Source organism: Bacillus sp. FG16 (assembly GCF_057809515.1).
In genome coordinates this window covers 39,423-60,860 of record NZ_JBMDKC010000021.1, presented here as the reverse complement: position 1 = coordinate 60,860, position 21,438 = coordinate 39,423, and the positions used below count along the sequence as shown (strand labels likewise).

Here is a 21,438-nt window from a genome sequence, read left to right as displayed (position 1 = left end):
AATGCTATAATATTGTAATCAATCGTAAAGGAGATCACATATGGGAATTGAACTCGTTCACTTTAGTACTGGTAAACCGAAACAAATGAAATATGGCGAAGATAAAGAAATGATAACAGGTATATGTAAAGATCCTACAGAAGAGGCCTTTCTCTCCAAAGACGGATTCCTTGGTGATGACGTAGCGGATTTAAAACATCACGGGGGACCTGATCGCGCTGTTTGTGTGTACCCACACGAGCATTACGCACTATGGGAAGAGGAATTTCAAACTACGCTTCCAGCTTCCACATTTGGCGAAAACATTACCGTAACAAATATGTTAGAGCGTGATGTTTGCATCGGAGATACATATCAACTAGGTGAAGCAATCATTCAAGTGACACAAGCTCGCGTTCCTTGTAGCACAATTTCAAAACGTCTTGGCATCCCTGGCATACTGCCGCGCATTGTAGCAACTGGATTTACTGGCTACCTATGCCGTGTTCTTCAAGAAGGTACTGTACGTAAAGATTCTAAAATTACATTACTAGAACGTCAACCGAGCAATGTTTCTGTTTTGTTCTCTAACGAAATTTATTTTCATAATAGAAAAGATAAAGATGGCATTGAAAAAATTCTTGCTGTCCCAGAACTAGCTGATATTTGGCGTGGTCAGTTAGAAGATCGTCTTGCGAAGTTAAAATAAAGTGAAACTTTAATCAGCCCTCACCAATCGGGCTGCCCGGCAAATAACGGGATAAAGAATCCCACCTTTTGCAGGTGGGATTTTATTAATCTATCAAAAAATATACTAGGCAATGAAATGATATGGACGATTAGGCAAATACAAATATTCCATCTACATCTTACAACCAATAAGAAGAATAACTCCCCAGCACAGTAACAGAAAAACCGAGTGCTTCAAGTTCCATCGTTACGCCTGGCAATAATACGTCATCGTATGCTTTATCGACATCGATTAAGAAAAAGTAATTTCCAAGACCTGTTTTCATCGGACGCGATTCGATTTTTGATAAGTTTAATTTTCTCCATGCGAAAGCTGATAACACTTGATATAGGGCACCTGCATAATCAGCAGGTAACGTTATCATAAGCGTCGTTTTCTCTCCGCGGTTTTCTCCGTTATTCGGGAGTATTGCTTTCTTTTTCTTATGGAGAACGAGGAAGCGTGTATGGTTATTTTTATGCGTATGAATGCTACGTCTTACAATTGTTAATCCGTATTTTTCTGCAGCTGCTTCATTTGCAATAGCGGCAATTTTTTCTTCAGGATGTTCTTTCACATATTGCGCAGCGGCACTTGTGGATGTCATATCTCGAACAGTTACTCCTTTTAATTCTTCATTTAAAAACTTATGGCACTGTGCAATGGCATGCGGATGAGAATGCACCGCATATACTTCATCCCACACTTCTGCATACTGCGGATGTACAAGTAAATGTTGCTGAATTGGTACTGTAATTTCTCCTACAATGGAAAGTGGCTGCTCATGTACAAGATAATCAACCGTTATATTCACTGAACCTTCTATTGCATTTTCTAACGGTACGACTGCGAAGTCTACATTTTCATTTGCAGCTGCATCTATACAATCTGGAATCGTTCGATACGGTACATGATCTGCTTCCGGAAAAAAACGACTCACCGCCATATTTGTAAATGTTGCTTCTGGTCCTAAATATCCTACTCGAATCATCGTCTTTTCCCCTCTTTTTCGTTTTCTTACTGTTATACCATACTTTTTTATATTCTTCTATGTAAATTTCGAATATTAAAAAAAGACTAGCATTTGCTAGTCTAAATGTTTCTTATATTCTCTTTGAGCGAAGAAGAAATAAATGATACATGCTACGATATAAAACAGAATGAACAAGCCTACTTTTTTTAATGATCCATCCATAAAGAAAGTATTATGAAACGTATATAACGCAACTGCACTATGCATACTCCCTACTATAATTGGCGCAAAAAATAGCATACATAATTGCCAACGAGAAATTTTCCATACTTCTTCCTTCGTCATTCCAAGTTTAGAGAGTGCACCATACTGCTTTCGGTCCGATGCAATATTATGGAACCATTTAAAATACACGATACTACATGAAGTAAGAAAGAATAATATACTAATAAACGAGCCTACAAATAGAGTAATATCGCCGCCTTCTTTCATACTTACATATAACTCCATATTACTTCGAAATGCATTATTATTATCTTGTTTCATATGTTTCCGTAAATCTTCATTCAATTTCTTCGTCTTTTCGATATTTGATAATGTGTAGCCTCTATATATCATCTTTTCAGAATCAGGAACCTTATCTGCTATATTGTCAAAGTCTTCATCATTCATAACGAAGAACAGACCATTAATGTACGAAGGGTGATAGTTAAATTGAACCCCTTCTTTCTGACCGTTAAATACGAATTGATATGGTTGATTCATTACTTGCAATTGAATCTCTTTTTGATTATATACATTCGAATTATTGTATTTATTATAATAAACAAGTGTCACTGTACCTTTTTTAGGATGATATGTTTTCTGTTTTTGTTTCCTCGCTTCTTGGTTATAATCACTTTCTTTTATAAGCGGTGCTATTGTTGTTTCTCCTTTATTAGACTGAAAGGATGCATACACTCCAACAAAACTCATATATTGAAAATCATCATACCCATATTGATTCAGTAATTTTTCAACCGCACCTTCTTCAAAGACTTCATAAGTAGAAATACCTTTTTCTATGTACGAAAACGAGTGTACCCCTCCAGTTCGCCACATATCCTGCATGCTAGAAAAATACAAGAACACCGTACCTGTTGCCGTAACTACAAATGTCGTTGCCATAGACATCAGAAAGAAAAAGCGACCATTTTCCTTCATTCGATGTGACAATTGATTCACTATAAATAAATATGGATATGTATACATAATCTTTTTATTTCGCTTTATCATTTCTAACACTTGGGTAGCTCCATGCGCGAAAGAAAAATACGTTCCCAAAAAGACAAGTATAGACACAGGGAAAAAGCATATTGCTATCGTAGCCATCGTCACTTGTAGCGCCAACGCATACCCGCCCACTAAACAAGCAAAACCGAATAAACAAAGCCACTTTGATGTTTTCTTCTCTTTTTTATCTGTTCGAAATTCTTTCAATAACCGAATGATTTTTATATTCCATATACGTAAAGCACTTATAAAAGATAACAGAATAAAAACGACCATATATGTAATAAATGTTACACCAATCGCACTTACGTCAAATATAACAGGGAGTTCTTTCGGAAGCCCCAGTAACATACTAAACACCATGAAGAAGAGCTTTAAAAAGATCATGCCCAGCCCTATACCGAAAATATTAGCAAAAATTCCAATTAATATTTGCTCGGTCATAATTACTCCTATTACGTTAGACTTCGTTGCTCCCATTAACATATATAGTCCTAATTCTTTCTTACGTGCTTCTATGAAAATAGAAGTAGAGTACAAAATAAATATGACGAAAAAAGAAATAATTATAATGTTACATATGATAAGTACCCAGCGTACGTTTTGATACCACATCGTCTCTTGCATATACGGATGTACAATAACAGACATATATGCAAGAGATGCAAATATTGCAAAACAACTACTTAAGAAAAACACTTTATAATTACGCCAATTTCCTTTTATATTTTGCAGCGCTAGTTGCCGAATGTTCATCTATCGTCCTCCTGTAACTTACTACATAGGCAAAAAGCTAGAGGTTCCCCTAGCTTTTTATGTGTTTTAAATATCCTCTTTGCGCGATCATAAAGTAAATGGCAGAAGCTAAAATGTATGCTCCAATTACAAGCGCACCTGATTTCCACAAATCAATATAAAGCATTTTCCCTAACGTATGAAGAGCAAATCCACTATGAATGGAACCGATTAAAATTGGGATAAAGAAGATAACTCCCATTTGTCGAATCGCAATTTTGCGAATTTCTTTATCTGTCATACCGATTCTCTTTAACGATTTAAATTGAATACGATCTTGTTCTTTATCGTTAAACCATTTAAAGTATGTCATACTACAAGCGAAGAAGAAGAACAGTACCGCCACGAAGAAACCGATGAACATTGTAATCGCTCCACCTTCTCTTATATCCTTATACGCAAACACTGAATTTCTCAATTCTCCTTGCTTTTCTGGTGCAATTTCATTTTTCAAATCTAATACAAGATCTTCTGTACTTTTCCAATCCTCAATATAATAACCGTAATATTTCGTCTTTTCTTCATCTGGTACGAGTTTTGCATACTTCTCAAAATCTTGATCATTTACAACGAGATATTCACTATCATTAAAAACAGAAAATGAAGTTGGGCTATTTAACTGAACAGACTGCTTTTGTCCGTTAATTGTAAATTCATACGGTTTCGTACGGTCTATCTTCATCAGTTCATTTGCCATATCGACCATAACCATCGTTGCACTGCCTGGTGCATTATGAACTTCTGTAACTTGCTCTCTCTTTTGTTCACGCACTTCTGCATTATATTCTTTTTCTGAAATAATCGTCATCGGTACTTCATGTTCACTATTAAACAACGTTATTTTCTGTGTTGCCGGTAGTTTAACGTAGGTTACTTTTCGCGCATCTTCAAACCCGTGTCTCTTCACAAGCTGCTGTACCTTTTCTTCATTAATAAGGTTATGCGTATTTAACCCCTTTTCCTCATATGAAATAGCATGTGGAGTTTTGACTACCGTTTTATAACTCATATCCTCAAAATATACGTAAAGCGTGCCAACTGCCGAGGATACAACCGCCGTAATAATAGAAATTACAAATAGAAAACGAGCATTATCTTTCATTTTATAAATAAGATTGCTAAGTACGAACATATTTGGATATGTATAAAAAGATTTTTTTCGTTTTTGTAACGCCTTTAATACGACTGTACTACCTTGTGTAAATAGCAAATAAGTTCCGCCTATCGTCAGCCCTACAATCGGTAAAAACAGAATGATAAAATTCATAAATGTTACTTGGAAGCTAAGTACATACGCAGCAATAATACATCCTATACCAACTACACATAACCATGTAAATGCAAACGGCTCTACTTTTTGCTTTCTTGCTTCTCTTAATAAATCAATAATTTGCAAGCGTCCGACTGTCCAAACACTAAACAACGATAGGATTAAAAATAGAATAAAGTATACACCAGCTGTAATAAGAATTGCTTTACTATTCCAAACGAGTGGAAGTGTCTTATCTATTTTCAATAATACGCTTAACGCTTGGAAAAATAATTTTGAACAAAGCATTCCAGCCCCAATACCAACTACAATTGCAATACTACCTAACATCAGTTGCTCTAATATAATCATTCGGCCGAGCTGCGATTTCGTTCCGCCTATTAATGTTAGTAGACCAAACTCTTTTTTTCTTGCTCGTAAAAACGTTGAATTTGCATATAAAATAAAGAGTGCCGAGAAAATGACCACAATATAATTCATCGATTCTAATCCTTTTGTGATCATCGTCCTCATACTAATATTACCGCTTACGACATCTGGATGATAAATAAAAGAAGCATACATGAAAAATACGACAATCGATAAACAACTACTTATAAGAAACGCTTTATAGTTACGCCAATTTCTTTTTACGTTATTAAGCGCGAGCTGGCGAAAGTTCATGATACTCTCCTCCTAGCATCGCAAGTACGTCCAGAATTTCTTGGAAAAAGGCTTGTTTCGTTCTTCCTTTATGTATTTCCGAGAAAATTTCTCCATCGCGTATGAAAAGGATACGTTCACAATAACTAGCCGCTACTGGATCGTGCGTAACCATTGCAATCGTTACTTTCTTTTGCTCGTGTAAATCTTGCAGAGCGCCCATTAGCGATTTCGCTGACTTTGAGTCTAAGTTTCCAGTTGGCTCATCTGCTAAAATTAATGTCGGTTCATGAATGATTGCTCTCGCTGCTGCTGCACGTTGTTGTTGTCCCCCAGATACTTCGTATACTTTTTTATTTAAAATTTCTTCGATGTTTAAAAACTTCGCAATCTCAAGCACTTTCGCATCGATTTCATTTACAGATTTCTTCGCCATTACAAGCGGTAAAATGATGTTTTCTTTAATGGATAACGTATCAAGTAAGTTAAAATCTTGGAAGATGAATCCTAAATGTGTACGGCGAAACTCTGCTAATTTTGCAGCACGCATTTGATTAATTTCTTCTCCATTTACAAGCACATGACCTGAAGTTTGCTTATCGATTGTTGCTAATAAATTTAAAAGCGTTGTTTTCCCGCTTCCTGAAGGACCCATAATCCCTACAAATTCGCCTTCTTCTATTTTAAAATTTATATCATTTAAAGCAGTCGTCGCTACTGAACCTTTCGATTGATACACCTTTGTTAATCCTTTTACTTCAAGAACACTCATTTCTAATCCCCCTATGCGTTTTCTTCTTACATTTACTATAAGAAAAATAAGAAAAAGAAACGAGTGATTTCCCTTACAAAACGTTTTGTTATCTTACAGTTTTGTCATTTTTCTCATTAATGTATGATATTCTTCATCTTTTGCAAATTGGAACGTGAATGTTGTCCCTTCTCCTTCAGCCGATTGAACACACATTCCATGATGTAAATTATCGCAAATTTCCTTCGTAATATATAAGCCCATCCCAGTCGCTTCTCTCGTTTTACGTCCATTTATTCCCGTAAAGAATGGATCAAATATGCGCTTTACGTCTTGCTCTGGAATACCAATTCCATTGTCCTTAATATGTAATAACACCTTTTGATTTTTCTCTTCAATTTGAAATTGAATTTCTTTTTTCTCTGCCGCTGAAATTTTTGTATACTTGATTGCGTTTACAACAATTTGACCTATAGCAATACTCAGCCATTTTCTATCAGATGCAACCATACAAGTATCTTCTTCAAACATCACTTTCGGAAATACAGACGATTGAATGAAGGATTTTCGATTTTCATTAATAATACCTCGCACGACATCTATAACATTTACTACTTCTACTTTATAATCCTTCGCGAACTGCTCTAGCCTTGCCATATGTAACGCTAAATCTAAACCATTTAGTATACGGTTATTTTCTTCACGAATACTTTCAACTGTTGCTCTTGCCTCACGATGCTCCTTGCCAAACTTCTGCAACAATAATTCAATAACAGATACTGGTGTTTTCATTTGGTGAATCCATTGGTTCATAAATATCATTTGCTGTTGCTCTTTCGCATGCTGTTTATGAACTTCATTCATATATTGCTGTCTTAATAACGTAAAAGATTCAACGACCATTTCTTGCTCTAATGTATAAGATTCATCAATAAGTAAAGAGTCATGTAATGTATTTCCGCCATTAACATACTTTTGGATCCTCTTTAAAAACACACTCCGTTTTCGGTAATCGTAAATGAGGTATACAGTAAACACAACTGTTCCTAACAAAAGTCCATATAACCACGTACTCCAATCAATGGATTTCTTTTCTAAAAGACTTTGCAACTGCAAAACGAGCCCAAATAAACAAAGGCTAACAATATAAGAAAGAATTAAAGAAAAGCGGTCCATAAGGTAATTTTTAACCTTCATACCCTTCGCCCCACTCTGTAAGAAGCGCATAACCATATCCACGTTTCGTTACAATTGCATTTTTAATGCCTAGCTCCTCTAGCTTCTTCCTTACACGTTTTACATTTACGGTTAATGTATTATCATCCACAAATGCTACTTCATCCCATAGGGCTTCTAACAGTTCTTCGCGCGTTACATATTGATTCACCTGTTTCATTAAACACTCTAATAAGTAAAACTCATTTTTTGTCAGTTCAGTTTGTTGTCCCTGCCACTCAACAATATGCTGGGACGGGAATAACAACAGTCCATTTACACCTAAACAATCACTCTCAGCAGCAGAAGCATACTCTCCATAACCACGGCGAAGTGCACTCTTCACCTTTGCCATTACGATATCTAAATGGAATGGCTTCGTAATATAATCATCCCCGCCATTTTCAATCGCCATTACTTGATCCATTTCCCCTGTTCTTGCAGAAACAAAAATAATCGGCGCATTCGATACAGTACGAATTTGACGACACCAATAAAAACCGTCAAAGTACGGTAAATTAATATCAAGTAACACGAGATGAGGATTTACTTTTACAAACTCATCTTTTATATGACGTAAATCACTTGCTCTAAATGATTGATAGCCATACCTTTCTAAATGCTCTTCTAATATTCCCGCGATTTTCTCATCATCTTCTACAATTAATATTTTATACATGTTCGTTTTCTCCCCATAAAAGAATTCTTCTAAAACCACTCCCCTTTTTATTATAAATTGAAAATTTAATTAGTGGGGATTTTTTCCTATATAAATCTGATTTTTACGATATAAAAAAAGACTGCCCTATTTCGGCAGTCTTAGTCGATAAATTCAAATTCATATTCAAGAATTTTTACAATATCTCCGTCTTTTGCACCACGTGCACGAAGCGCTTCATCAATACCCATTCCACGCATTTGGCGAGCGAAACGACGTATAGACTCATCACGTGAGAAGTCTGTCATTTTGAATGTCTTCTCGATATCGTAACCAGAAATAACAAACGTGCCGTCACTTTCACGTGTAATTTCAAATTTAAGACTTTCAGCATCAAATTTATACATTACACTTGCTTCAGACTCTTCGACAACATCGTACATTGGGAATTCTGGTGTTGTTTCTAATAAGTTCGCTACTTCAAATAGTAAATCACGAACACCTTGTTTCGTTACAGCTGAGATTGGGAAGATTTTTACTTCGTCTCCCACTTTCTCTTTAAATGCTTGTAAGTTCTCTTCTGCATCTGGCATATCCATTTTGTTTGCTACAACAACTTGTGGACGCTCTGTTAAACGCATATTGTATTCTTTTAATTCATTATTGATTGTAACATAATCTTCATATGGCTCACGGCCTTCTAAACCAGACATATCAATAACATGTACAATTACACGTGTACGCTCGATATGACGTAAGAATTGGTGTCCAAGTCCAACGCCAGCATGTGCGCCTTCAATTAGTCCAGGAAGGTCAGCCATCACGAAGCTGCGGTTATCACCAGTTTCAACAACACCAAGATTCGGAACGATTGTTGTAAAGTGATACTCTGCAATTTTCGGACGTGCTGATGATACAACAGATAATAATGTAGATTTACCTACACTTGGGAATCCAACAAGTCCAACATCTGCTAGTACTTTAAGTTCTAGAATGACATCACGTTCTTGACCTGGTTCTCCGTTCTCAGCGATTTCTGGTGCTGGGTTCGTAGCTGTTGCGAAACGTGAGTTACCACGGCCACCTCGGCCACCTCTTGCGATTACAGCAGTTTGTTCATGCGTTACTAAATCGGCAAGAATTTGACCAGTTTTTTCATCTTTTACTATTGTTCCTGGTGGAACCTTTACGATTAAATCTTCAGATTTACGTCCGTGCTGACCTTTACTCATTCCGTGCTGACCGCGATCAGCTTTGAAATGACGTTGGTAGCGGAAGTCCATTAATGTACGTAAGCCTTCCTCAACTACGAAAACAACATCTGCACCTTTACCGCCGTCGCCACCTGCTGGGCCACCTTTAGGAACATACTTCTCACGACGATACGCAACCATACCGTTACCACCGTCGCCGCCTTTTACATATATCTTGACCTGATCTACAAACATTATTTCACCACACTTTTTTCAATTGGTTGTAATATAACTGAGACTTCTTCGTCTCGCACTGTATAAGAAATGGAATACCATTTATTGTTTTGGGTCGCAAGCCAATTCTGTAGTTCTTCTACACTCGTTAGCTTACCACGAAAATCAAAAAAGAAACGAGCATTCTCCGCGTCACATTCAATTGTGATACAAACATAATTTTCAACATATACGTCTAAACTATGCTGAAGCATTGAGAAAAATTGATTCGTCCATGTACATACAGTCTCATCTAAGTGAGATAAGTTATGTAATTTCCCTAATACTTCGTACTCCAATAAGCACGGCTGCTGTTTCCAATTATATGTTAAAATCCACTCTGAAAATAAAGGCATTGATAACCCCATCAGATTGGATTCTTGTCTCGCTTCTTGGACAAAACGATCGATGAGACTATGAATTTCTTCCACTTTTCCAAGTGAAAGGTTTCCTTTCACCATCTGCATACGATTGAGCCAATCATGTCTTGAATGGCGCAATGCATCTATAATTGTCCATTTTTCATTCATTTAGATACCCCTTAATATAGAAAAACTCTAACCTGCACTCAGGTTAGAGTTTTCCGTGAGTTCTTATGCTTCTTGAGCAACAGGATATACGCTCACTTGTTTGCGGTCACGGCCAAGACGCTCAAAGCGTACTACGCCGTCAACTTTCGCGTATAAAGTGTCATCGCCACCACGACCAACGTTAACACCTGGATAAATTTTTGTACCGCGTTGACGGTAAAGAATTGAACCACCTGAAACCGTTTGACCATCTGCGCGTTTAGCACCAAGACGTTTTGACTGAGAGTCACGACCGTTCTTTGTACTACCTACACCTTTCTTAGATGCGAAAAACTGAAGATCTAATCTTAACATACGTTACACCTCCTGCACTTTTTCTATTAAACGGATATACTTTCCGTAATCAAGTTCGATCGTCTTAAGCGAAACAACCAATCCTTCTAAAAGTATCTGTGCTTTTTCTGCTGCATGAACGTCTAAATCATTAGGCAATTCATACGTTAAGAATCCGCCATCACTTCCGAGTTCAATAGTTGCCTGCACATTACAAAGTTCTTCCACTGCATTTATAGAACCAAACACAACCGCTGTAGTTCCAGCACAGACAAGGTCTTGTCCATGTGGCGCATAATCGGCATGTCCAGTCATTTTAAATGATTGGATACTTCCTAATTTCGTGCGACTTATCGTAATTTTAATCATGTTAACCAGAATTAAGCGTTGATAGCTTCAACAACTAGCTTAGTGTAAGGTTGACGATGACCTTGTTTCTTACGATTGTTCTTTTTCGCTTTGTATTTGAAAACGATGATTTTCTTAGCGCGACCTTGTTTTTCAACTTTCGCAGTAACTGTTGCACCTTCTACAACTGGGCTACCAACTTTAACGTTTTCGCCACCAACGAAAAGAACTTTGTCAAAAGTAACAGTTTCACCAGCTTCAACATCTAATTTTTCAATGTAGATTGCTTGACCAGCTTCAACTTTAATTTGTTTTCCACCTGTTTCGATAATTGCGTACATACTTGCACCTCCTCTTAATTACTAAGACTCGCCAAAAACGAGGTAGACATAAATGCCTTTAGGGAACCTGTCTTGTGCGGTTGTAGCATATAGCCGTTTAGGTGCTATAAACTATAACATAAAGATGTTACCATAATTCATTGAGTATTGTCAATGAATCTTCTACTAACTATTTTTTCCGTTCTACAATTTCTTTTTTACTTCCAAAACGGATAATAGCGTACTTTTCGATAATATCATCTTTGAAATAAATTTCAAATAGAATATTTTTTTGTAATTCTTTTTGCAAAAATTGTTTTTGCAGTTCTTTAGGCGCAGCGATTAATACTGCCTCATCCTCTATGTTGCCATATGTGATTAATTCTCTCTCTAGCTCATACGCAATTGTTTCATACGACATTACATAACCCGTCGCTTTGCAAGATACACACTCTTCTAGTAATACGTCACGTAAAGAATGTTTTTTACGTTTTCGTGTCATCTCCAAAATTCCTAACTCAGTAAATCCAAGCACTCTTGTATAAGTACGATCATCTTTCATAGCAGCTATGAGACATTCTCTTACCTTTTCTTTATCTTCTCTTTTTTTCATATTAATAAAATCAATTAATATCATACCACCAATATCACGAAGTCTTAATTGGCGTGCAATTTCTTCAGCTGCCATCTCATTTGTGCGAAGTACTGTATCTTGTAAATTTTGTTTTCCAGTAAACTTGCCCGTATTCACATCAATTACAGTCATCGTCTCCATTTGCTCTACAATTAAATAAGCACCATTTGGAAGCCACACAATTTTTTGGAGTGCTTTCTCAATTTCACGCTCTATTCCAAAATGGTTAAACATCGAAGACTTTTCATTATAAAAAGATACTTTTTCTTTTCCAACTTTGTCTTCTAATTCTTTTACTATACTTCTTGTATCTACAACTACTTTTTCAATTGTTTCAATTGGGTTCTCTTGAAATACACGATCTAAAAAGGTCGCCGGTCGATGAAGTAATAACGGCGCCTTTCCTTGATCCTCTTTTCTTTTTAACTCTTCATACAACTGTTGTAACCCTTGCATTTCAGCTTGTATTTCTTCAATTTCCCCTTTTTCAGAGGCAGAGCGGAAAATGTAACCTCCCGTTCCTTCTACTTCAATTTCAAGTAACTGTTGTCTTCTTTTATTATTTTTTATTTTCCGAGAAACAGCTCGCATCTCATCAAACGGCATATAAACGACATATTTCCCGGTAAATTCTATATTCGCTGTCAACTTAGGCCCTTTCGTATCAATTGCCTCTTTCACAACTTGTACGAGTATCGCTTGCCCTTCATGTATACGATAAGAAGCTGGTACATCATCGTATGAAAGATACGCATGTTTTTCTAAACCGATGTTTACAAAAGCTGCGTTCATTCCAGCAATTGTTCTTACGATACGTCCAACATAAATATGCCCAACAATTTCTTGCTCTTCATTACGTTTCCATAAAAACTCAACAATCTTGTTCTTCTCTTCAATTGCAACGCGCTTTTCCGAACCAGCGTAATTCACATATAACGTTTTCAAAATTATTTCCTCACTTTATAATCTTCTTTGCTTTTACAATAATAAAAGGTTAGTGCTATCGTCAACACTAACCGATTAATTCTTCAACTGATGAAGTTGTTCGTTTTTCAGTAAAATATGCATAGAGCAATTCATTTTCATCCAATGTGTAATGCTCTTTATATTTTCCACGGACGATAATAGAATGCTTATATCCTCTACGAAATTTTGTGAATATCTTATATAAATGATCTTCTGATTGCACTTCAATAGGTGCAATCTTTTCAATCCCTCTTTTATTTCCATAATAACGTTCTAATAAAAAACGCATAAATGCATACCGTCTTTGTTTCCACTCTTGATATAACGACACTGCCAAAAATATGAGTAGTACCCACATCATAATATTGTTACTATTCCAGAGCAACTGCCATCCTAATATTACACCAAAAAAAACACATGACAATTTCATCATCTTTTCATGTGCTTGTAAATAAGGAAAACGATATGATAGTATATTAAACAATACTTTCCCGCCATCTAACGGCCAAATAGGGAGTAAATTAAACGCTAAAATAATTATATTATTCCACATAAAGAAATAATATAAATCTGCATTCAGCCAACCGGCTTCAAACAACATATAACCTACCAGCATCATCCAAACATGTTGAATCGGTCCTGCAATTACGACAACAAGTTCCTCTTTCAATGACTTATTACCATGTTCCTCAAGCTCGGCGACACCACCAAACGGCAAAAGCTGAATTCTTTTTATACGCCAATTATAGTGTGCTGCTGCAAAAGCATGCCCAAGTTCATGAATAAGAACGATACAAAATAACAGTAGTAACTCTTTAAAACGTGCAGTAAAAATACCAATGACAATAATAACCCAAAATAATGGATGCACGGAAATTTTCGTTAAAACGTCCCTATATTTAATCAAATGATATCACCTGGATCGGATCAATAAATTTTTCATTCTTTTTTATCGCAAAATAAAACTTTCCATTTTTATCATTTGTATCATTACTCACCGTTCCAATTTTTTGTTTTTTTGAAACGTAATCATATAATTTCACTGACATATCGTTTAAGTTTGCATACCATGACTCCGTACCATCTGCATGTTGAATTTGAACTGTATTTCCAAGTTCCTCTTTCTTACCCGCAAAAACAACTAATCCTTCATTCACTGACTCAACTGTTGCATTTGTAGCTGTTTGGACAAATACACCTTGGCCATTTTTTTGAAACCCTTGCATTACCTTTCCAGAAGCAGGAATTGCATAATCTTTTTGCTGAATACTTCCTTCTTTTTTCTCGTTTGGCGAATAGAATACGAGCGGTTTTCCAAATTGCTTTTCGTACCATTTCGCTACAGTAGCAAACTGAAATTCCTCTTTCATCACTTTTTCTGTAACAGCTTTAGCTCCATTGAATGAAGAAGGAGCATTCTTATATAAAATAGCAACCGAAAGAACTAATATTGCTGATAATAAAACTTTGAAGAAAAAGACTTCCTTTCGAAATAAAGGATGCATTTCCTTTTCTCCATCTTCAATAAATACTGTTTCGCTATCAAAATTCCCTCCGGTAAAATACTGCTCTTCCTCCATCCTTTCTTGCTCGGCCTTCCTTTTTGCAATCCGCTTTTTAATTTCTTCTACGCGTCTATTCTTCATACTGTCTCCTTTCTTTCGTTAAGCTAATTTCAATAGAAACAGTTGTATACAGTTTGTACATATGTATGAGCTAAGAAAGAAAGATATTCGTGTGAAGAAAAAAGAAAGCACTTCGCATATATGCGAAGTGCTCTTAACGGATTCCAAAGAAGTTTTTCACCTTTGCAAATACCGATACCTTTTCTTGTTCAAATGCTTGTAATGGTACATTCTCACCTAACAAGCGTCTTGCAATATTACGATAAGCCAACGCTGCTTTTCCGCTTGGTTGCAACGCCACAGGTTCACCTGTATTTGTAGCTCGAATAACTTCATCGTCATCTTCGACAACACCAAGAAGCTCGATTGACAATGTACGTACAATTTCATCAACATCTAACATATCCTGTTCATGAAGCATATGACTACGTACACGGTTAATAACAAGTTTCGGTGGTTCAATATCCTCTTTTTCTAAAAGCCCAATAATACGATCCGCATCGCGCATTGAGGATACTTCTGGCGTCGTAACAACGATTGCTTTATCCGCACCAGCTACCGCATTTTTAAACCCCTGCTCAATCCCCGCAGGACAATCAATTAATATGTAATCATAATCTTGACGTAATACTTGTATTAATTCATCCATTTGTTCAGGTGTTACCGCTGATTTATCACTCGTTTGTGCTGCAGGTAATAAATAAAGATCATCAAAACGTTTATCTTTAATAAGAGCCTGAGGTAAACGGCAACGCCCTTCAACGACATCAACAAGATCAAATACAATACGATTTTCCAGCCCCATTACTACGTCTAAATTTCGAAGACCGATATCTGTGTCAATTAAGCACACTTTCTTTCCAGATAACGCTAGGGCCGTACCAATGTTCGCAGACGTTGTAGTTTTACCTACTCCGCCTTTTCCAGATGTAATTACTATTGCCTCTCCCACAGCTATACAATTCCCCTTTCTAACTTTGTTAAATTAGGTCTAAGATGAGTGAGAAGTTGCAGGCGATCGACAACAATGTGATTGTTCTCATTAATATACGCACATTCTGCCGCCTCCGCTCCGTCTTCTTTCTCTTCCGGAGCCCGCATTGCCACATCACTAATTCGAAGTTGCATCGGGTTCATAACAGATGCAGCGATTACAGCATCCGAATCCCCATAATACCCAGCATGCGCAATTCCTCTTAATGATCCTACAACAAAAATATTCCCCCCAGCGATAACCGTTCCGCCTGGATTAACATCTCCAATTAACAACAAATTTCCTTTTACATGTAAAACTTGTCCAGAGCGAACAATTTTGGAAATAGGGACAATTTCTGTTTCTTCTTTCCAAGCTATTGCTTCTGCTTTAGTGATAACATCACTTTCAATTGAATCCACAACAAGATTCTTTTTATTACGAATTAACGTACGAATCTCTTCTTGTTGGACTTCTGTTAAATAACGATTTCCTACTTTCACATGCACTTCAATTAAAGAGCGCCCATCACCATCGTAGTAATGTGTAGAAAGTTTTTCGTCTAATTCCATCAATAATTCTGAGAATGAACAACAATCATCTAAATGAAGCGTTATCCCATCTTTTGTCCCTTTTATCGTTACATTTTGTTGCTTTTTTTCTTCCACTAAAGTTCACCCCACCGATTCAATTCGACATAAAATTAGAAAATCCTTTTTTCTTTTTCTTCCATCGCTTTTGAAAGACGCACTATATATCGTCTCAGTGGGAAACAAACTATCAATAAGAAAATAGCATTTAACAATAAAGTAGAAAGGAGACGATCTGTGAAAAAGACATGCGCTGGCATATGAGTACGTCCTAACAAAGTTAAGAATCCATACACATAATACTCTAGTGCTACAATGCTAGCTAATATGATAGAAACAACAATAAATAAATTCAATTGTAATACTTTCATCACACTATAAACTAAATAAGCTAAAATCGGATAAGCAAAAATATATATCCCGACAAGTTCTGTGTATACGGTATCAAATAAGAAGCCAAATAATAGTCCGTAATAAATCCCTTGGACCGGACTATAATACACTGTAATAAAACATAAGACGATTATAAAGAAATGCGGTGCTGCTATACTGTCTTTCCAAAACACATCCGTTGGAACAACTGTAGCAAACATATTTTCAAATAGAAACACAAAAAGGAGCAAAAGAGGAAGAGCTGCTCTTTTTAATATCTTCATCATCTCTTCTTCTCCTCCTATTCTAATGGCGCTGAAGGTGTTGCACGTTTAGCAACCGTAATATGCTCTACGTCATTTAAATCAGCGGCAGGTTTTACATAAGCTGTTTTTGTTAAGCCATATGCATCCGGCTGAACATCAACGATTTTTCCAATTACAAGACCTTTCGGGAAAATATCACCAAGTCCAGATGTTACAACTAGTTGATCTTTTGCTACCGGTGCATCAGAGCCAATCTTTGTGAAAAGAAGTAATTGTTTTTCTTTGTCATAACCTTCAATCAAACCAAAGATTTTCTCTTGCCCTTGTACAATAGCAGAAACGCGATTTGTTCGGCTCATAGAACTTAGTAATTCTACTGATGATGTAAACTGAGATACACTTTTCACTCTTCCAACTAACCCTTGTGAAGTTACTACAGCCATATCTTTTTTAATTCCTTGCTGTGCCCCTTTATCAATTCCAATTAAATCGTACCATTTATCTGGATTACGAGAAACAACAGTAGCTGGAATTTCAGTATACCCGCTATTTAACTCTTTCTTACCAGTTAGCTCTTGTAGCTTCTTGTTATCATCTTCTAATTGTTTTACTTTCCCTGATAGACCTGCATAATTATCTAATTTTGCTTTTAATTCTTTATTCTCTTCATACGTGCGCTTTACATCCTCTACATTTTCGAAGAATCCAGCTACGTATTTCGCTGGCTTTTGGAATACACGTTCTACAACACCGACAGTGTCTTTAACAAACTGCTCTGGCCATGTTAAACTGTTCCGTTCTTTCAATGAGATTCCAATCAATGCCACGAGAAGAATAATACTAACCAACAAAACAATTAATCTTTTGTTTAAGAAAAACTGTGGCACGTTCACACCCTCTTAATTTCACTGATTTTTATTTTGCAATATTATCGAGCAGCAGTTTTGAAAAGATCGATATTGTCTAATGCTTTACCCGTTCCAATTGCTACGCAATCTAATGGATCTTCTGCAACAAGAACTGGCATTTTTGTTTCTTCACTAATTACTTTATCTAAGTTACGTAGTAATGCCCCGCCACCTGTTAATACGATACCGCGGTCCATAATATCAGCCGCTAATTCCGGTGGAGTTTTTTCTAACGTATTTTTAACTGATTCTACAATCGCATCTACTGTATCTTTTAATGCATCCGCAATTTCTTCTGGCTGAATTAGTACTGTTTTTGGTAAACCACTTACTAAATCACGACCGCGAATTTCCATAGGCTCGATACCTTCTGGCTCGCCTGCAGAACCAATTTCTAATTTTAATGCTTCAGCTGTTCTTTCACCAATCATTAAGTTATAGCTTTTCTTAATGTACTGAATGATTGAATCGTCCATATCATCACCAGCAACACGAACTGATTGGCTTGTTACAATACCACCTAAAGAAATAATTGCAACTTCTGTTGTACCACCACCGATATCAACAACCATACTACCAGTTGGTTCCCAAACAGGTAAGTTTGCACCAATTGCTGCTGCAAATGGTTCTTCGATAGGATAAGCATCACGAGCACCCGCTTGACGAGTCGCATCGATTACTGCACGTCTTTCTACAGCTGTAATACCAGATGGTACACATACCATTACATACGGCTTACGTGAGAAGAAACCGTTTGATTTTTGAGCTTGTTGAATGTAATATTTCATCATTGTTGCAGTTGTTTCATAATCAGCAATTACACCGTCTTTCATCGGGCGAAGTGCCACAACGTTCCCTGGTGTACGACCAATCATTTGTTTTGCGTCGCTACCTACAGCAACGATTTGTTTCGTATCAGTTTGTAACGCAACTACTGAAGGTTCACGTAAAACTACACCTTTTCCTTTTACATATACAAGCGTGTTCGCAGTTCCTAAGTCTATTCCAAGATCGCGAGTAAATCCACCAAATCCAAACATATTATTTATCTTCCTTTCTTGTTTTCACGGACTCATTTTTTCTTACTTTATATTATAAAAACAGTACGTTTTTTATATCTTTATCCTTTTTGTAGATAAATTTCTACAAAAAACTCATAAATCACATTATAAAACAAAATAAGTAAAAAGCATAGTCTTAAATATGACCTTTTTCCTTTAAACTCACGAATTTATGGTCACCTATTATAATATGATCAAGCACCTCAATTCCGATAATCTGGCCACATTCTACTAAGCGTTTTGTTACTTCAATATCTTCACGGCTCGGCGTGGGGTCTCCTGAGGGATGGTTATGGAGACATATGATAGAGGCTGCTGCACGACGGAAGGCTTCTTTAAAAACTTCCCTTGGGTGTACAATTGACGTGTTTAAACTTCCAATAAAGATCGTTTGCCTATGTATAACTTGATTTTTTGTATTTAAATATAAACAAACAAAATGCTCTTGTTGTAAAAAACGCATTTCTTCCATCATGTATTTCGCACAATCTTCTGGACTTCGAATACTATATCTATTTTGATATTCTAAACGTACCATTCTTCTACCTAGTTCAAAGGCCGCCATAAGTTGCGATGCCTTTGAAATCCCAACACCATGTATACTAATTAGCTCTTCTAATGTTGCATCTTTCAACATACGCAAGCCATCAAATTGGTGTAAAATTTTATCCGACAACTTTAAAACTGTTTCTTCTTTAGAACCTGTTCTGAGTAACACTGCGAGAAGCTCTCGATTTGATAAACTTCCAGCACCTTCTAACAATAAACGCTCCCGTGGTTGTTCTTCTCTTACAACATCACGAATACCGTTCATCTCTCCACCCCTTTATTTGTTCTCTCAAAGAAAACCCCATGCAATTTTACGCATGGGTTACATCAATATCAAATTGTTTTAATTCCCGAACGAGACGTGCAATTGGTAAGCCAACTACACTATAGTAGTCCCCTTGAATATGTTGAACGAAAATAGACCCTTTACCTTGAATCCCATAACTACCTGCTTTATCAAGAGGTTCTTTCGACGCGACGTATGTATCAATTTCCTCTTCTGTTAATTCCCAAAACGTAACTTCTGTACGCTCATAAAAAGTAACCGTTTTTTCTTTTGATATAATCGCAACACCTGTATACACTTCATGTGTTTTCCCTGATAGTAATTGTAACATCTCTTTCGCCTCATCCTCATTAGAAGGCTTACCAAGAATACGCGACTCATATGTAACAATTGTATCTGCACCTAACACAATGTGATCACTATTATTTTCTGCAACCGCTGATGCTTTTTGCAAGGCAAGCGACATTACAATATCAGAAGGCGATGAATATGCACCAATTGTTTCCTCTACTTCACTTACAACGATTTCAAATGGTACGCTAGCTAACTCAAGCAATTCCTTCCTCCGAGGTGACCCTGAAGCTAAAATTATTTTTTTCATATTTTCTCCTTCCTTTCTCACATGAAGCAGAACAATTTATATCAATCGTATCAAAGGAATAGTTTGCCCACAAATGAAAGAAATATTAATTTCTCTAACTAAAAATAACACTTCTTTATTGCATACGATTATATTCCTGTCATAGAGAAAGCACTTTGCTCTAAATTCAAAAGAAAAGAAAGAAGTACATGTACTTCTTTCTTACTCATTTTATTATCCTATCATTTCACTTTCTACGAAACAATTTTTTCATACGAGAGTAAGCCATCAATAATAACTTGATTTAATTTCGCCAAAGATTCCTTATCCATTTTCCCATCTTTTACTGTTTGTACAGCTACCGACGTATACATATACATTTTCTTTGCTTCTTCTCGCTTCATACTTTTCCCTTCTTTTTCAATCACTTTCCATTCTTTTTCAATCGCTTCTATATCTTTTGCGCTGCTTTTTCCACTAACTTGTACGCTAGAAGCATATTTTGCTAAATGAGTGTATAATGGCTGCACTTTTGTTAAAAATGTTCCTACTTCTTTATCATCTTTCAGCAATGCTTTATCTGTTATATCCCAGTTCTTCTTTAAAACGGAGACACCATCATTTTTATACTTAGTCATTAATTGATTTATAGCCTGTTCATCGCTAGCAATACCAACAACTATTGCATACTTATCCCCGCTCGGTCTCAAAGCACCAATGCCCCCATTGCCTTTCCATTCTTCAAGAGCTGCCTGTCCTTTTTCTTCAGAAGAATAAAGCCCCCCTTGAACAAAAAATAATTTCATCGGATCCAATGACGTTCCTGCCTGCGCCTTTTGTTTTTCTTCTTTCGGTGCTGGTGTTTGTTCTGCCGTTCCACCCACCTTTGATTCTCCATTTCCAGTCGGCCTTGAAGCAGTTACTTCACTTCCTCCTGTTGTTCCTTGTCCAGTAAGTAAATGAAGCATCCCCATTCCAAACGCCGTACCGATAATAATTGCGGTTGCAACGATTGCAATTAATGTATTACTCCACTTCTTTCGGTATTTTTCCACAGACATTGATTTCGCTTTTTGAAACGGAACAACATTTTTCGGTCGTTCACTTTCTACTACCATCCATTCAAATTCATCTTTCTTCTTTTCCTCATACTTCGCTTCTGTTCCATTCACTTTCACTGAGATCGTTCGTGATTGCTTGTCCATACACTCACACCTCACCTCTTATCGTTGTCCGCATCATATCATATTCATTTCACAAAAAAACGAGATATTTGTCAGAGGAATTCGCCAAATAACCCTATATATTTATCTTATATGTATGCATTTGACTTCATTTGTAGAACA

Annotated in this window: 23 protein-coding genes and 1 other annotated feature; of the genes, 1 reads left to right on the top strand and 22 read right to left on the bottom strand. The window is 36.5% G+C overall.

Annotated elements, in window-relative coordinates; all coding sequences use genetic code 11:
* Positions 1–40: 40 nt before the first annotated feature.
* Positions 41–688 carry an MOSC domain-containing protein gene (locus ACODS7_RS10480; RefSeq protein ID WP_029443361.1) on the top strand — a complete coding sequence of 216 codons (648 nt, stop codon included), beginning with the start codon at positions 41–43 and terminating at the stop codon, positions 686–688.
* A gap of 160 nt (positions 689–848) precedes the next feature.
* Here ACODS7_RS10480 and pheA read toward each other — a convergent pair whose 3' ends face one another.
* From pheA to ACODS7_RS10370, 22 genes are all read right to left on the bottom strand, one after another.
* Positions 849–1,700: a prephenate dehydratase gene (gene pheA / locus ACODS7_RS10475; protein WP_000621693.1), complete on the bottom strand. Its 852-nt coding sequence runs from the start codon at positions 1,698–1,700 to the stop codon at positions 849–851.
* A gap of 96 nt (positions 1,701–1,796) precedes the next feature.
* A complete protein-coding gene (locus ACODS7_RS10470) occupies positions 1,797–3,710 on the bottom strand; it encodes an ABC transporter permease (protein WP_029443362.1) in 1,914 nt (637 codons plus the stop codon).
* A gap of 49 nt (positions 3,711–3,759) precedes the next feature.
* The gene (locus tag ACODS7_RS10465; RefSeq protein WP_243168361.1) at positions 3,760–5,682 is read right to left on the bottom strand and encodes an ABC transporter permease; all 1,923 of its coding nucleotides are present in this window, start codon (positions 5,680–5,682) and stop codon (positions 3,760–3,762) included.
* Positions 5,657–6,433 (bottom strand): ABC transporter ATP-binding protein, encoded by a 777-nt coding sequence (locus ACODS7_RS10460; protein WP_000114529.1) that lies wholly within the window; start codon positions 6,431–6,433, stop codon positions 5,657–5,659. Before ACODS7_RS10460 ends, ACODS7_RS10465 begins: the two co-directional genes overlap by 26 nt.
* 93 nt (positions 6,434–6,526) lie before the next feature.
* Positions 6,527–7,609, bottom strand: a complete 1,083-nt coding sequence (locus ACODS7_RS10455) for a HAMP domain-containing histidine kinase (RefSeq protein WP_029443364.1) — start codon at positions 7,607–7,609, stop codon at positions 6,527–6,529.
* Positions 7,599–8,306: a response regulator transcription factor gene (locus ACODS7_RS10450; RefSeq protein WP_048564872.1), complete on the bottom strand. Its 708-nt coding sequence runs from the start codon at positions 8,304–8,306 to the stop codon at positions 7,599–7,601. Before ACODS7_RS10450 ends, ACODS7_RS10455 begins: the two co-directional genes overlap by 11 nt.
* Positions 8,307–8,446: 140 nt before the next feature.
* Complete coding sequence (gene obgE, locus ACODS7_RS10445; RefSeq protein WP_000497121.1) at positions 8,447–9,733, bottom strand: GTPase ObgE; 1,287 nt, start codon at positions 9,731–9,733, stop codon at positions 8,447–8,449.
* Positions 9,733–10,281 (bottom strand): sporulation initiation phosphotransferase B, encoded by a 549-nt coding sequence (locus ACODS7_RS10440; RefSeq protein ID WP_001003587.1) that lies wholly within the window; start codon positions 10,279–10,281, stop codon positions 9,733–9,735. Before ACODS7_RS10440 ends, obgE begins: the two co-directional genes overlap by 1 nt.
* 63 nt (positions 10,282–10,344) lie before the next feature.
* Positions 10,345–10,635 (bottom strand): 50S ribosomal protein L27, encoded by a 291-nt coding sequence (gene rpmA, locus ACODS7_RS10435; protein ID WP_000944957.1) that lies wholly within the window; start codon positions 10,633–10,635, stop codon positions 10,345–10,347.
* Between the two features lie 3 nt (positions 10,636–10,638).
* Positions 10,639–10,983 (bottom strand): ribosomal-processing cysteine protease Prp, encoded by a 345-nt coding sequence (locus ACODS7_RS10430; RefSeq protein WP_002094147.1) that lies wholly within the window; start codon positions 10,981–10,983, stop codon positions 10,639–10,641.
* Between the two features lie 11 nt (positions 10,984–10,994).
* The gene (rplU, locus tag ACODS7_RS10425; RefSeq protein WP_000270907.1) at positions 10,995–11,303 is read right to left on the bottom strand and encodes a 50S ribosomal protein L21; all 309 of its coding nucleotides are present in this window, start codon (positions 11,301–11,303) and stop codon (positions 10,995–10,997) included.
* A 14-nt stretch (positions 11,304–11,317) separates the two neighbouring features.
* Positions 11,318–11,395 (bottom strand) — a sequence feature (ribosomal protein L21 leader region).
* 77 nt (positions 11,396–11,472) lie between these two features.
* Positions 11,473–12,861 (bottom strand): Rne/Rng family ribonuclease, encoded by a 1,389-nt coding sequence (locus ACODS7_RS10420; RefSeq protein WP_243168360.1) that lies wholly within the window; start codon positions 12,859–12,861, stop codon positions 11,473–11,475.
* 67 nt (positions 12,862–12,928) lie between these two features.
* Positions 12,929–13,789 carry a stage IV sporulation intramembrane metalloprotease SpoIVFB gene (gene spoIVFB / locus ACODS7_RS10415; protein ID WP_016080180.1) on the bottom strand — a complete coding sequence of 287 codons (861 nt, stop codon included), beginning with the start codon at positions 13,787–13,789 and terminating at the stop codon, positions 12,929–12,931.
* Positions 13,782–14,528, bottom strand: a complete 747-nt coding sequence (gene spoIVFA / locus ACODS7_RS10410) for a stage IV sporulation protein SpoIVFA (RefSeq protein ID WP_029443366.1) — start codon at positions 14,526–14,528, stop codon at positions 13,782–13,784. The genes spoIVFB and spoIVFA overlap by 8 nt, the downstream gene beginning before the upstream one ends.
* A 133-nt stretch (positions 14,529–14,661) precedes the next feature.
* Positions 14,662–15,459: a septum site-determining protein MinD gene (gene minD / locus ACODS7_RS10405; protein WP_000503309.1), complete on the bottom strand. Its 798-nt coding sequence runs from the start codon at positions 15,457–15,459 to the stop codon at positions 14,662–14,664.
* Positions 15,460–15,461: 2 nt separating this feature from the next.
* Positions 15,462–16,148 (bottom strand): septum site-determining protein MinC, encoded by a 687-nt coding sequence (gene minC / locus ACODS7_RS10400; RefSeq protein ID WP_000391521.1) that lies wholly within the window; start codon positions 16,146–16,148, stop codon positions 15,462–15,464.
* A gap of 35 nt (positions 16,149–16,183) precedes the next feature.
* Complete coding sequence (mreD, locus tag ACODS7_RS10395; RefSeq protein ID WP_000975765.1) at positions 16,184–16,729, bottom strand: rod shape-determining protein MreD; 546 nt, start codon at positions 16,727–16,729, stop codon at positions 16,184–16,186.
* A gap of 14 nt (positions 16,730–16,743) precedes the next feature.
* A complete protein-coding gene (gene mreC / locus ACODS7_RS10390) occupies positions 16,744–17,595 on the bottom strand; it encodes a rod shape-determining protein MreC (protein WP_016080178.1) in 852 nt (283 codons plus the stop codon).
* 41 nt (positions 17,596–17,636) lie between these two features.
* Positions 17,637–18,656, bottom strand: coding sequence for a cell shape-determining protein MreB (mreB, locus tag ACODS7_RS10385; protein ID WP_000466736.1), 1,020 nt, complete (start codon positions 18,654–18,656; stop codon positions 17,637–17,639).
* Positions 18,657–18,813: 157 nt separating this feature from the next.
* Positions 18,814–19,491 carry a DNA repair protein RadC gene (radC, locus tag ACODS7_RS10380; protein ID WP_016080177.1) on the bottom strand — a complete coding sequence of 226 codons (678 nt, stop codon included), beginning with the start codon at positions 19,489–19,491 and terminating at the stop codon, positions 18,814–18,816.
* Positions 19,492–19,537: 46 nt separating this feature from the next.
* Entirely contained in the window at positions 19,538–20,113 is a 576-nt protein-coding gene (locus tag ACODS7_RS10375; protein WP_029443367.1) for a Maf family protein, read from the bottom strand.
* 233 nt (positions 20,114–20,346) lie between these two features.
* Positions 20,347–21,297: a stage II sporulation protein B gene (locus ACODS7_RS10370; protein ID WP_243168359.1), complete on the bottom strand. Its 951-nt coding sequence runs from the start codon at positions 21,295–21,297 to the stop codon at positions 20,347–20,349.
* Positions 21,298–21,438 lie beyond the last annotated feature (141 nt).